13 protein-coding genes are annotated in these 12,498 nt (G+C 67.3%); 5 read left to right on the top strand and 8 right to left on the bottom strand.

The features are described 5' to 3' along the window. Positions 1 to 13: 13 nt before the first annotated feature. Positions 14 to 730: a DUF5806 family protein gene (locus BLW38_RS00485; protein ID WP_092812800.1), complete on the top strand. Its 717-nt coding sequence runs from the start codon at positions 14 to 16 to the stop codon at positions 728 to 730. A 261-nt stretch (positions 731 to 991) separates the two neighbouring features. Then, the gene (locus BLW38_RS00480; RefSeq protein WP_177167386.1) at positions 992 to 1,144 is read left to right on the top strand and encodes a hypothetical protein; all 153 of its coding nucleotides are present in this window, start codon (positions 992 to 994) and stop codon (positions 1,142 to 1,144) included. A gap of 1 nt (position 1,145) precedes the next feature. On the opposite strand, the gene azf is transcribed toward BLW38_RS00480, so the two are convergent. From azf to BLW38_RS16075, 4 genes are all read right to left on the bottom strand, one after another. Continuing rightward, on the bottom strand, positions 1,146 to 1,934 hold the full coding sequence (azf, locus tag BLW38_RS00475; RefSeq protein ID WP_092812797.1) for an NAD-dependent glucose-6-phosphate dehydrogenase Azf: 789 nt from the start codon (positions 1,932 to 1,934) through the stop codon (positions 1,146 to 1,148). Between the two features lie 52 nt (positions 1,935 to 1,986). Further along, the gene (locus BLW38_RS00470) at positions 1,987 to 2,340 is read right to left on the bottom strand and encodes a cell division protein SepF (protein ID WP_092812795.1); all 354 of its coding nucleotides are present in this window, start codon (positions 2,338 to 2,340) and stop codon (positions 1,987 to 1,989) included. A gap of 191 nt (positions 2,341 to 2,531) precedes the next feature. Continuing rightward, on the bottom strand, positions 2,532 to 4,187 hold the full coding sequence (gene thsB / locus BLW38_RS00465) for a thermosome subunit beta (protein WP_092812792.1): 1,656 nt from the start codon (positions 4,185 to 4,187) through the stop codon (positions 2,532 to 2,534). Positions 4,188 to 4,651: 464 nt separating this feature from the next. Further along, positions 4,652 to 4,813 carry a hypothetical protein gene (locus BLW38_RS16075; RefSeq protein WP_177167385.1) on the bottom strand — a complete coding sequence of 54 codons (162 nt, stop codon included), beginning with the start codon at positions 4,811 to 4,813 and terminating at the stop codon, positions 4,652 to 4,654. 170 nt (positions 4,814 to 4,983) lie between these two features. Between BLW38_RS16075 and BLW38_RS00460 the strand changes: the two genes are divergently transcribed. The 3 genes from BLW38_RS00460 to BLW38_RS00450 all read left to right on the top strand — a co-directional run bounded on the left by BLW38_RS00460 (position 4,984) and on the right by BLW38_RS00450 (position 7,095). After that, on the top strand, positions 4,984 to 5,544 hold the full coding sequence (locus tag BLW38_RS00460; RefSeq protein WP_092812789.1) for a TATA-box-binding protein: 561 nt from the start codon (positions 4,984 to 4,986) through the stop codon (positions 5,542 to 5,544). A 6-nt stretch (positions 5,545 to 5,550) separates the two neighbouring features. Then, the gene (locus BLW38_RS00455) at positions 5,551 to 5,928 is read left to right on the top strand and encodes a DUF7473 family protein (RefSeq protein ID WP_092812786.1); all 378 of its coding nucleotides are present in this window, start codon (positions 5,551 to 5,553) and stop codon (positions 5,926 to 5,928) included. A gap of 117 nt (positions 5,929 to 6,045) precedes the next feature. Further along, complete coding sequence (locus BLW38_RS00450) at positions 6,046 to 7,095, top strand: CPBP family intramembrane glutamic endopeptidase (protein ID WP_245710015.1); 1,050 nt, start codon at positions 6,046 to 6,048, stop codon at positions 7,093 to 7,095. Between the two features lie 35 nt (positions 7,096 to 7,130). On the opposite strand, the gene hisG is transcribed toward BLW38_RS00450, so the two are convergent. The 4 genes from hisG to BLW38_RS00430 form a co-directional block, all read right to left on the bottom strand. After that, positions 7,131 to 8,054 (bottom strand): ATP phosphoribosyltransferase, encoded by a 924-nt coding sequence (gene hisG, locus BLW38_RS00445; RefSeq protein WP_092812780.1) that lies wholly within the window; start codon positions 8,052 to 8,054, stop codon positions 7,131 to 7,133. Positions 8,055 to 8,168: 114 nt separating this feature from the next. Continuing rightward, positions 8,169 to 9,398 carry an ABC transporter ATP-binding protein gene (locus BLW38_RS00440; protein ID WP_245710014.1) on the bottom strand — a complete coding sequence of 410 codons (1,230 nt, stop codon included), beginning with the start codon at positions 9,396 to 9,398 and terminating at the stop codon, positions 8,169 to 8,171. Beyond that, entirely contained in the window at positions 9,388 to 11,202 is a 1,815-nt protein-coding gene (locus BLW38_RS00435) for an ABC transporter permease (RefSeq protein WP_177167384.1), read from the bottom strand. Before BLW38_RS00435 ends, BLW38_RS00440 begins: the two co-directional genes overlap by 11 nt. Positions 11,203 to 11,361: 159 nt before the next feature. Further along, positions 11,362 to 12,471: a thiamine ABC transporter substrate-binding protein gene (locus BLW38_RS00430; RefSeq protein ID WP_092812774.1), complete on the bottom strand. Its 1,110-nt coding sequence runs from the start codon at positions 12,469 to 12,471 to the stop codon at positions 11,362 to 11,364. Positions 12,472 to 12,498: the final 27 nt, after the last annotated feature.

Below are 12,498 nucleotides of genomic sequence, written 5' to 3'. Positions count from 1 at the left end.
GGTTACCCACGGTATGAGCGAGGATCAGGATCCGGCGTCGGAATCGGTTGACGGCGCTGCGTCGATCGACGAACGCGAAGCCGGGACGACCGAGGGATCCGGGACCGAGGCGGTCGACGGCGACGCCGCCGAAGCGAACGCGACCAGTGACCCGGTCTCGACCGAAGCGGGAGAATCGGAACCGGCCGAGGCCGACGTCCCCGAGGACGTTCAAAAGTACGAGCGGTTCACGAAGATGGACGGCGCACAGTACGAGCGAGTCAACGAGTTCCTCCGCGACCGGACCTACATCACCGCCCGCGAGTGGGCGATCGCGCGGCTGTGCGCCGACTTCCGGACCGAGACGGGCGTCGAGATGACGAAGATCGGTGAGAACCTCCCGGAACTGGTCCCCTTCATGACCGACACCTACACGCCGCAGGCGGTCAACCAGGCGCGCCACTCCTTCGAGGGGAAGGTGACGAAGGCGGGCGCGACGTTCCTCTACGGAGCGATGTGTGGCTTCTTCACCGCCGAGGACCTCGACGAGATGATGTACGAGGTGACCGAAATCGCCAAGTTCCTGATGGAGGTCGAGGGCGTCGATCTCGCCGTCGAGGACGAGCTGGAGGCGGAGGAGCGAATCTCCAGCGTGATGCGCGAGGTTCGTGAGTCGAGCCAGCGGATCCGCGGCGAGGAAATCCGGTGTCCCGAGTGCGGCCACGTGCACGAGGCCAACGCGGAGGAGTGACGGATCGAGGCGCCAACCGCGCCTCGGTCGCCCGGTGGGAGGACTTCCGACCAGTAGTCCCGGCCGACTTAGACGCCGTCCTTCGGCTTGTATTGCTTCCGCTGAAGATGTGAGCGTAGTACCACAAGTGACTTCTTCCTCTCGGCGTTCGTTCGTGGGGTTTGATAAGCCGTCGCCGTGACGTGACGGAACAGGATGAATACGGGCGCAGTGAGGAAGTACGTCAAACGATCTGACGCCGTTCTCGACTCTTCCCCACAGATGGACGAAGCCAACACGAAAGCCGCCGTCCTCCGTGATTTCTTGGAACTTCTCGACTGGCAGATTCCCCAAAACACCCAACTCGAATACTCCGTCGAAGCGTTCGGACAGACCTACAAGGTCGATTACGCCCGAGGGAGTAGGGGAGGGTAGTTTACACGTCGTCCCGCGGATCGCCCTCGAAGGTGTACTGTGCCGAGTTGTCCCGTGGATTGTACCCGAGGACCTCGCGGGCGCGATCGATCGAGTAGTACTTGCGGTCGTTGTCGGAGATCCCGTAGACGATCTCGAAGTCGTAGTCGGCGCGGAGACAGCGATCGAACAGGTGCGCACAGTCGCGGTGGGAGAGCCACATCGCCTGGCCGCGCTCGTACTCGCGGGGCGGGTGGCTCCGGGTCAGGTTCCCGATCCGGACGCAGACGACGTCGATCCCGTACTCGTCGTGGTAATACCGACCGAGCAGCTCGCCGGTCGCCTTCGAGACGCCGTAGAGGTTCGAGGGGCGGGGGAACTCCGTCCCATCCAGCCGGTAGTCGTCGTCGGTTCGGTACATCCCGGGCGTGCGCTCGTCGGTCTCGTAGTGACCGACGGCGTGGTTCGAGGAGGCGTAGGCGATCCGATCGACGCCGGCGTCGACGGCGGCCTCGAAGACCGTCTGGGTCCCGTCGATGTTGTTCCGGAGCACGCTCTCCCAGGAGGCGTCAGTCCGGGGGTCACCGGCGAGATGGACCACCGCCTCGACGTCCTCCATCGCGTCCCGGAGCGCGTCCATATCGGTGACGTCGGCGACGTACAGGTCGGCGTCGGCGACGCGGTCGGGTATCCGGTCGGCGGCGAGCGGTTCCCGGTCGAGCAGTCGCCAGTCGTGCTCGTCGCCGATCCCCCGGAGGATGGCCTGTCCGACCCGTCCTCCCGCGCCCGTCAACAGGACTGGCTGTGCCATTCGGATGAGTGTGGGCGGGTGACGGGGAAATATCGTGCGGTTCGCCGGACGCCTACTCCAGTTTCTCGCGAGAGATCGTGACGCCGGTCGGCGCGAGGATGAGCTGGTCGTCGCCCTTCTGAACGATGTCGCCGTCGACCTCCTGGGCGACCTGTCGGAGCTCGTCGACGATGTGTTCGACGGTTCGGTCGGACGTCGAGTGGCGCGTGATGTCGGCGATGACGAGATCGCCGTCGTAGACCGCGTCCTTGATCGGGATGACGTCGCCCTGATCGGCGATCTCAGCGATGTGTACCTGTGTCCGCGCCTCGCCTCGTGCCTCGGCGAAGTCATCGAGATCGAGTTCGACGTAGTCCTCGACCGACCGGTTGCCCCCGCCGCCGAGGATCTTACTCATGATTCCCATACACCCTACTGCCGCCGAGAGAACATTAGTTCTTACGTCAGACACACCGGAATCGCTCGGAAAAACGAGAGGGTCGGATCGGCGTCGACCGTGTCGTGGTCGAGTGGGTCACGGATCGCGTTCGACCCGAACTGATGAATCGCGCTGGACTGACCGTCGGTGGGGGATGGTGGCGTGTGCTCCGGACGCGGTTACATCATGCCGCCCATGCCGCCGCCCATGCCGCCCATACCGCCGGCGCCGCCGGGCGCGCCGCCCTCGTCATCGCCGCCGGCGGTTGACAGATCGCCCGCGGAGATGATGTCGTCGATCTTGAGGACGAGGTTGGCGGCCTCGGTGGCCGAGGAGAGCGCCTGCTCTTTGGCGTGAGCCGTCTCGACGACGCCGGCGTCGAAGGTGTCGACGACGTCGCCGGAGAAGGCGTCGAGCCCGGCGCGGGAGTCGCCCGCCTCGTGGGCCGCGCGGAGGTCGACGAGCAGGTCGATCGCGTCGAGTCCGGCGTTGGCCGCAAGCGTCCGGGGGACGATCTCGAGCGCGTCCGCGAACGCTTCGACGGCCAACTGCTCGCGACCCTCGATGGAGTCGGCGTGGTCACGGAGCCGGCTGGCGAGTTCGACCTCGATGGCGCCGCCGCCCGCGATGGTGCGGCCGTCGGAAACCGTGGTCGAGACGACGTCGATCGCGTCGTTGATGCCGCGTTCGAGCTCGTCGACGACGTGCTCGGTCGAACCGCGCAGCAGGAGCGTGACGCCGTGGGAGTCCGCGCCCTCGACGTAGAAGAGGCCGTCAGCCGCATCGCGGGAGATGGTGCCGGTCGCGAGATCGTCGGCCGACAGGTCGTCGATGTCGGTGACGATCGGCGCGCCGAGCACGTTCTTCAGGAACGCGAGGTCGGACTTCTTCACGCGACGGACGGCGAGGATGCCCTCCTTCGCGAGGTAGTGTTGGGCCATGTCGTCGATGCCCTTCTGGCAGAAAACGACGTCGGCGCCGGACTCCGCGATCCGGTCAACCTTCTCGCGCAGCTGCGTCTCCTCCTGGTCGAGGAACTGCTGGAGCTGGTCCGGGCTCTCGATGGAGACGGACGTGTCGACGTCGGCGTCCTCGACCTCGATCGGGTCGTCGATCAGGAGGACGTTCGCGGACTCGAAGTCCGTCGGCATTCCGTCCTGGACGGGGTCCTTGTCGATGACCGCACCCGAGAGGAGCTCGGACTCGCTGGCCGGGCTACCGGTCTGGGTCTCGATCTTGAGGTTCTGCAGATCGACCACGTGGGAGCCGTCGTCGGCCTCGACGGTGATGGCCTGGACCGCGCGGACGACGAGGTCCGCGAGGACCTCCTTCTCGAGTTCGGCGCCCTTGCCGGTCATCGAGGTCTCGGCGACCGATTTGATGAGGTCGGTGTCGTCGGGGTCGACCGGCTCGGCGATCTCGTCGACCTGCTGGCGGGCGTACTCGCTGGCGATGTTGAAGCCCTTGATGACCGCCGTCGGGTGAATGTCCTGCTCGAGGAGGTCCTCGGCGTTCTTGAGGAGCTCGCCCGCGATCGCGACGGCCGTCGTCGTGCCGTCGCCGGCCTCGTCCTCCTGTGTCTCGGCGACCTCGACGACCATCTCGGCCGTCGGGTTGTCGATGTCCATCTCGGTGAGGATGGTGACGCCGTCATTCGTGATGGTGACGTCGCCCATCGAGTCGACGAGCATCTTGTCCATCCCTTTCGGTCCGAGCGTCGATCGGACCGCCTCGGCGACCGCGCGCGCCGCCGAAATGTTGTACTCCTGCGCGTCCTTGTCCTTGACGCGCTGGGCGTCCTCGCCCATAATGATCATCGGCTGGCCTTGCTGCATTCGCTGACTCATAGACAGCGAGTGATTGATTGTGATTCTATATAAAGGTGTCGTCACCGGCTCGACTCTCGTCCGACGGGTATCAACCGAGGAGAGCAAAAACCGCCGGATGGCGACACGCCGTTCCGATCGTCTCCACGATCGAGATCGATCCGGATGGGACACCGAACGGGGACGATATCACTCGTTTAAATGTGGTAACTCGTCGCACGGGGCGGTCACCCCACGAAGCGAGGAATCGCCGTCGAGGACGGCGCCGAAAGAAGAAGAACGTCGTCGACGCGATGGAGGTGGACCTGCGGCAAGCGTCCCTCCCGCGGCAGCGGCCGGCGGTCGGATAACGATCGGAAGACGGTCGAACGACGATCGACGACGGTCGGATAACGATCGGAAGACGGTCGAACGACGATCGACGACGGTCGGATAACGATCGGAAGACGGTCGAACGACGATCGGTGAACGGCCTACTCCGCCTCGTCCTCGACGAGGAGCTCGGAATCGATCGATTCCTCCTCCGGGTCCGGTGGCTCCTCCTCGGCGGTAAGTTCCTGCTCGGCGAGACGATTCTCGAGCTGGCGACGCTTGTTCTTCCCCTTCTTTTCGCGTCCGGATTTCGTGTCTGGCATCGCTGGTTGTGCTAACACCACACATACATAAGAACGTTTCCACGGATTGTGGACGATCGGCGGATTCACATCCACATGATCGGCCGAACGATGGCGGCAGCAGAGACCCATCGATCGCCGAGATCCAACGACCATCTTTTTAAAGCATCCAGCCGTCGATCCGTCCGTTGATGACCGATCCGAAGGACACGATAACGATCGAGAACGTCGTCGCCTCGACGGGGATCGGCCAAGAGCTCGACCTCGAGAGCGTCGCGATGGACCTTGAGGGCGCGGACTACGACCCCGAACAGTTCCCCGGGCTCGTTTACCGCACCCAGTCGCCGAAATCGGCCGCGCTCATCTTCCGGTCGGGCAAGATCGTCTGTACCGGCGCGAAGTCGACGGACGCGGTCCACGAGAGCCTTCACATCGTCTTCGACGAGCTGCGCGCGCTCGAAATCCCGGTCGAGGATGATCCCGAGATCACGGTTCAAAACATCGTCACCTCCGCGGATCTCGGCGACGACCTCAATCTGAACGCGATCGCGATCGGTCTCGGGTTGGAACACATCGAGTACGAACCCGAACAGTTCCCCGGACTCGTCTACCGGCTGGATGATCCCGACGTCGTCGCGCTGCTGTTCGGCTCCGGCAAGCTCGTGATCACCGGCGGCAAGGAGCCTGCCGACGCCGAACGTGCCGTCGACGTCATCGTCGACCGGCTCGAGGAACTCGGACTGTTCGGCTGACTCGTGATGACACTGCTCCCGCTTCCGCTGCAGACCGGAACCGGTCCGATCGCCGTTCTCGGAACCCTCCTGCTATTCACGATGGGACTCGCGGTGACCGTTCACGTCGCAGCTCGGTACGTCGTCGGCGACGCCGACCCGAAACGCGCCCTCCTCGTTGGGCCGTGGCCCGCGATGGTAAGCGTCGTCGGCGGGACGATGACGCTCCCCGCCGCGGTCACCCTCCCCGTCGCGATCGCCCTCGATGCCGCCGCGATCCGGTGGGCCTACGGCGGGACACGGCGACGCACCGCGATCATCACGATCGTCCACTTCACGGTGACCGCCCTCGTGACCCTGATCGTCCTCGTCGCCTCGATCATCTGGGCGAGCCGGCCGACGTGACCGGAGCGCTCGAATCCGGCTGACGCAACCGGTTCGTTCGAACCCGGCCGACGTGATCGACGTCGAGGTGGCTACCACGCCGACATTTTTACCCGTTGCCGCGTCATCGAACGATGAATGCCGCCCCGAACCCGAGTCAGCCGAATGGTTCCCGATCCGGTCCGGCGAGCCCTCTGGAACGATGCGGAGGCACGACCGCGTATGCCGGTCCGACTCACCCTCGCGGTCGCAGTGTTCCTCGTGGTCGCGATCGGCGTCAGTCTCGCGGCCGGCATCCTCCCGCTGCCGGTGCCCGGCGGATCCGCCGCGCTCGTCGGCGTCGGGGCGGCGAGCCTGGCCGTGACGGTCCTCGGCTGCGTCGTGGCCGCCCGGGTGGTCGACCGGCGCCCGCTCACCGATTACGGGCTCCGAATCGACCGGGAGTGGTGGATCGACTGCGGGTTCGGACTCGCCCTCGGGGCAGTCCTGCAGGCCGGGATCTTCCTCGCCGGCTGGGCCGCGGGCTGGTACGTCCCCCGCGGAACGCTCGTCTCGCGGTCGGGCGAGTCGTTCCTGCTCGGGCTCGCGGGGGTGATCGCGTTCTTCCTGGCGGTTGGCGTCTACGAGGAGCTGCTGGTCCGCGGCTGGCTGCTCACGAACCTCGCGGAGGGATTCCGGGTCGTCGGCGACCGGCTGGCAGCCGCACTGGCGACGGTCCTGTCGGCGGGCGTCTTCGGCGTCCTCCACGCCACGAACCCGAACGCGACCGCGCTGTCGACGACGATCATCGGCCTGGCGGGGGTGTTTCTCGCGCTCGGCTACCTCCTCACCGGGGAGCTCGCGATCCCGATCGGCGTCCACGTGACGTGGAACCTCACGCAGGGCGCGGTGTTCGGCTTCGGCGTCTCCGGCGTCTCCCTGCCGGTCACCGTGGTCGAGACACAGGTCGTCGGACCGTCGGTCCTCACCGGCGGCCAGTTCGGGCCCGAAGGTGGCGTCCTCGGACTGGGCGGCGTCATCCTCGGCTGTGTGGCGATCGCGTGGTGGGTCCGCCGGCGGACCGGACGTCTCCGGCTCCATCCAGCCGTGACCGCTCCCGAGCTACTGGACGATGGGGTCGAGGGATCGGACGATGAAGACGGTGAAGGCGAGGAATCCGACGACGGGAGCGACGTCGAGGTCGCCTGAGCGTCCCACCCCCACGCAGTTTCCCACCATCCCGCTCACTCGACGAGTCGCTCGATCTCGGTGACGAGGATCCCGCTCGCGCCGACGTCCTTGAGGTCGGTGATGACCGAGAAGACGTCGCGTTCGTCGACGACCGCGTGGACCGCCACGGTCCCGTTCCCGTTCTCGTCGGCCTCAACGTCCATCACCGTCGGGCCGCCGAGTCCGGGAAGGACGTCCTTGACCGCCGGAAGCTGCGCTTTCGGGGCGTTCATCATCAGGTACCGTTTGTCCTCGGCGGCGAGGACGGACCCGAGCGCGGTCACGACCTGTTGCACCTTCGCGTCGTCGACCACGTCCGGCCGGGCGAACAGACGTACCGAGGAGTCGAGCACCTCGTCGATGACCGCAAGACGGTTCACCCGCAGCGTCGTGCCGGTCGAGGTGATGTCGACGATGGCGTCGGCCATGTCGACGTGGGGGGTGAGTTCGGTCGCGCCGGTGACGGTGACGATCTCGGCATCGACGCCGACCGACTCGAAGTACGACCGCGTGATCGTGGGGAACTCGGTCGCCACCGTCCGCCCCTCCAGGTCCGCGACCGACTCGATCCCGCCGTCCTCCGGCGCGGCGAGGACGAGCCGACAGGACCCGTACTCGAGGTCCAGCAGGTCGACGAGGGCGTTCTCCTCCACTGCGTCGTCGGCGTCGGGGTCCTCCCCTCGGGCCGCTGCCGCGGTCTCGATCACACCCCCGGATTCGGTGGCCTGATCGAGCCCGGTGATGCCGAGATCGGCGGCGCCGTCGCGGACGTATTCGGGGATGTCGGCGGCGCGCGCGTACAGGATCGAGACGTCGGGGTCGACGGTGTCGGCGTACAGCTGCCGGTCCGCCGTCCGCTCGACGTGCAGTCCGGCGCGTTCGAGCAGCTCGATCGTCGGCTCGTGGAGACGGCCCTTGTTGGGGACGGCGATGCGCATACCCGACCAACGCGGGGCGGGTGGAAACCGTTTTCGTCCCGCGTGATCCCCGCGATCACGGTCCGTGTTCGATCCGCGGACGTCTCACCGGCGTCCATCACACCGGCGTCAGCCTCACCGGCGTCCGTCGATCGCTTCATCGCCGCCGGCATCGGTGACGTCGATGACGTGGACGTCGACCGGATCGAAACGGACCGACACCGATCCCGAAAGCAGGTCACGCGTCCGCCCCACGAGCGACCGGTCGTTCCAGCGAAGGTGAACCCGCGTCGTCTCGCCGAGGAACTCGGCGCTCTCGACCGTGGCCTCCAGGGCGTTCGTGGCGGCGGGTGCTCGGCTCGCGTCCGGGTCTTGGTCGAATCGAAGGTTCTCCGGTCGCACGCAGGCGGTGAGTCGGTCCCCAACGTGGACGGGACCCTGATCGACGCCGGCGGGGCGATCCGGCAGGGCGACCCGGATCGGCGCGTCGTCGATCTCGAGCGTCGCGACTCGGTCACCGTGCTCGCCGCGGTCACCGTGCTCGCCGCGATCGTCGCGGTCGCCGACCGTACCGTCGTCCGCCGCGGCGACGTCGCGAACGGTCCCCGACAGCACGTTGTTGTCGCCGATGAACTCGGCGACGAACCGAGTCGCCGGCTCCCGATAGACGCGTCTGGGTGTGGCGACCTGTTCGATACGCCCCCCGTTCATCACGGCGACGCGGTCGGAGACGGCGAGCGCCTCCTCCTGGTCGTGGGTGACGTAGACGGTGGTGATGTCCAGTTCACGCTGGATCGATCGGACCTGCATCCGGAGACGCTCGCGAAGCTTCGCGTCGAGCGCGCTCATCGGTTCGTCGAGCAACAGGACCTGTGGCCCCGGAGCGAGCGCCCGGGCGATCGCGACGCGCTGGCGTTGCCCGCCCGACAGTTCGTCGGGGTCACGGTCCGCCATCCCCGACAGGTCAACGAGATCGAGCAGTTCCTGGACGCGCTCCGTCCGGGAGACGTCCCCGGGCGGATCCGCGAACCGGAGCCCGTAGGCGACGTTCTCGCCGACGGTCATATGCGGGAACAGCGCATAGTTCTGGAAGACGACGCCGACATCACGTTCCTCGGGCGGGACGCCGGCGACGTCCCGGTTTCCGAACCGGAGCGTGCCCGAGGAGGGAGTCTCGAAGCCGCCGATCAGTCGGAGGGTGGTCGTCTTGCCGCAGCCCGAGGGACCCACGAGCGTGAAGAACTCGCCCTGCCGGACGCGCAGGGAGACCCCATCGACCGCGGTCGTGTCGCCGTACCGGCGCGTGACGTCGGCGAGTTCGAGGGCGATCGAGGGGTCCGCAGGGGGGCCGGGATCAGATCCCACCGTGATCACCCCCGAGTCGGTCGATCACGACGAAGCTCGCGGTGGTGACGAACAGGAGGACGACGCCCATCGCGGTCGCCGGGCCGAGCCGGCGGCCGATGAACCGTTCGATCGCGATCGGCATCGTGTACTGGTCGGTCCCGGTCGCGAGCACGACGGTGGCCGAGAACTCGCCGGTCGAGATCGCGAACGCGAACGCCGCGCCGGCGACGACGCCGGGCCAGACGAGCGGGAGTTCGACGTCGAGCAGCGCCCGGAGGCGGGACGCCCCGAGCGCCCGAGCCGACTCGGTAAGCGACCGGTCGAGCGACTCGAGTCCCGGCGCGACGGTCCGCACCACGAACGGGTAGCCGGCCACGGCGTGGGCGGCGACGATCGCGACCGCCCCGCCGACCGCGATCCGGGTCCCCGCTATCTCCACGCCGAAGACGAGTCCCCGGAGGAGGCCGAGTCCGACGACGATCCCGGAGACGGCAAGCGGGGCCATCGCCACGGCGTCGACCAGCTTTCGACCGCGGTACTCCCGAGTCGTCAACACGGAGACGACCACGCCCATCGGGAGCGCGACCGCGAGCGCAGCGAGGCCGAACAGCAGCGAGTTCCGGACCGCGTCCCACGGCCGCACCTGAAACGCCGCCCCGGTTTGCTGTCGCTCCACCAGGAACCGGTAATGGTCGAGAGTGATGCCGGTGGGACCCGTCAGGCTGGCCCAGACCATGCTCGCGATCGGCGCGAGAAACACGATCGCGGCGACCAGGACGTAGACGGCGAGCCCGGCGCGCGGCAGGAGCTCGCGCAGGGATCCGGTCCGAAGCCCCGACGGCGGGCGAAGCGATCGGCGGGGAAGCGGACGAGCCCCACGGGACCGGACCGTATGGGCGGCCTCGTACCGGAGGTAGCCATACAGCAGCGTCAGCGAGATGGCCAGCTCAACGAGCGCGAGCGCGGCCGCCTCGGCGTACTCGAGGTCGCGAACGAGCCGGTAGACGAACACCTCGACGGTCGCGAGTTCGAACCCGCCGAGCGCGAGCACGATCGGGAAGCTTCCGAAGGTGAACACGAACGAGAGCGCGGCGCCGAGGAGGACCGCCGGATAGACCTGTGGCGCGACCACGTCGACGAACGCCCGAAGCGGGCTCGCGCCAAGGCTGCGCGCGGTCTCGACCGCGCTCGCGTCGACTGACTCCCAGGCGGCGGTCGTCACGCGCGTGACGAGCGGCGCGTTGTAGAAGGCGTGGGCGATGACGATCGCCTCGATCGTGTACAGGAGTTCGAGGCGGGGGAGCCCGACAGCCGTCAGGACGGCGTTGAGCGTGCCCGTTCGGCCGAACGTGGCGACGAAGCCCGCCGCGACCATAATCGACGGGAGCACGAATGGAAGGATCGTCACCGACCGCAGGACGCGACGGCCGGGGAACTCGAACCGGGCCAGCAAGTAGGCGCCCGGAAGCCCCAGCGCGACGCTTGCAAGCGTCGACAGCGCCGCCTGATAGGCGGTGAATCCCACGATCCCGAGCTGCCGGTCGGCACTCAGGAGGTTCTGGAGGACCACTTCCGGTGACTCACCCGCGAGCAACCTGGCGAGGTCGCCGAAGTAGAACGGGTCCTGGAGGGTCCGGCGAAACGTCGCGAGCGTGGGCGTGCCGTCGACGACGACCGCCTCGATCAGGACGGTGGTGACGGGGTAGTAGAACACGACGGCGAGCACGAGGACCGTGGGGATCGCCAGCGCCGCGAGCGCGTGGCCCTCGAGACGTCGGCGGATCCGATCGCCGAGGGCGAGGAGGGATGCGGGGACGTTCACGGATCGACATCGACCTCCAGTCGACTCCGCCACCGGTCGCGAGATCGGCGACGTCGATCGCGGGACCGCCGATCGCCAGGACCGGCGTCGGAACGGCCCATATCGGAGCGACCCACATCGGAGCGACCCACATCGGAGCAATCAGGGTCGAGACGTCCGTCAGTCGTCACCGGCGAACTGGCGCTCCCAGTCGTCGATCCAGCCATCGAGCGAGCCTTGGAGGTCGGCATACGTGAAGGTGACCGGTTCGGGCGGCTCGTGGGCGAGGTCGGCGTAGTCGTCCGGGAGCTCCGCCGTCTCGGTCGCGGGGAACTGGACGTTCCGCTGAGCGATCTCGCCCTGGACGTCCGGGCGGAGCACGAACGACATAAACTCCCGAGCGAGATCGGGGTCGGCGGCGTCGGCGAAGGTCGCCATCCCCTCCGGGTTCGCGTAGCCCTGGTCGTTGAGAAATCGGATCTGATGCTCCTCGAGGTTCGCGTCGCTCTGGGCGGCGAACACCTGGTCCGTCGAGTAGGAGACGACCATCGGCGCCTCGCCGGCGGACCAGGCGTCGTAGGCGTCGCTCCAGGTCCCGAGCACGCGGACGTCGTTGACCTGGAGGTCCGCCCAGTAGTCGAGGTAGTCGTAGTCGCCGCCGACGCCGAACTCGTGGATCGTGTGCAGCAGAAACGCGCGTCCGGTGTCGCTACCGGGGGTTTGGGCGATCAAGTCCCCGCGGTGGTCCTCCTCGAGCAGTCCCTCGAAGGTCTCGGGCGCCTCCATCGCGGTGCCGTCGTACACGAGGCTGATGTAGCCGGTGTCGTAGGGGACCGCCCGGTCGTTGGGGTCGAAATCGAGGCCGGATTTGACGTCGTCGCGTCCCTCGACATCGCCGGCCTCGGCGAACAGGTCGCCATCGACGTTCTCGTCGATCTGGACCATATCGTCCGGGTTGAGACCGAGGTAGAGGTCCGCCTCGACGTCGACGCCCGCGTTGTGGCGCTCGATGTAGTAGTTGAGGCCGTTCGGCGGGGTCTGCCAGACGAGTTCCGCGCCCGTCTCCGCCTCGAAGGCGTCCTTGAGCCAGGCGCCGGGACTCGTCGAGGGCGCGTCGATGAACGCGCCGTAGGTCCCGACGACGAGGGTCCGATCACCGTCGCCGGTGGTCGTCCCGTTTCCGCTCTCCTCGGCCGGCCCCTCAAAGGAGGCACACCCCGCGATCCCAACGGCGGTGGCCGTCCCAGCGGCCGATAGGAACGATCGCCGGTCAACGTTATCGCCCGTCATTACCGGGTTGTTTCTCCGAGTGGTATT

The sequence above is a fragment of the Halopenitus malekzadehii genome, from assembly GCF_900108505.1.
In the GTDB taxonomy this organism is placed as follows: Archaea; Halobacteriota; Halobacteria; order Halobacteriales; family Haloferacaceae; genus Halopenitus; species Halopenitus malekzadehii.
This window is presented reverse-complemented; position numbering and strand designations above follow the sequence as displayed.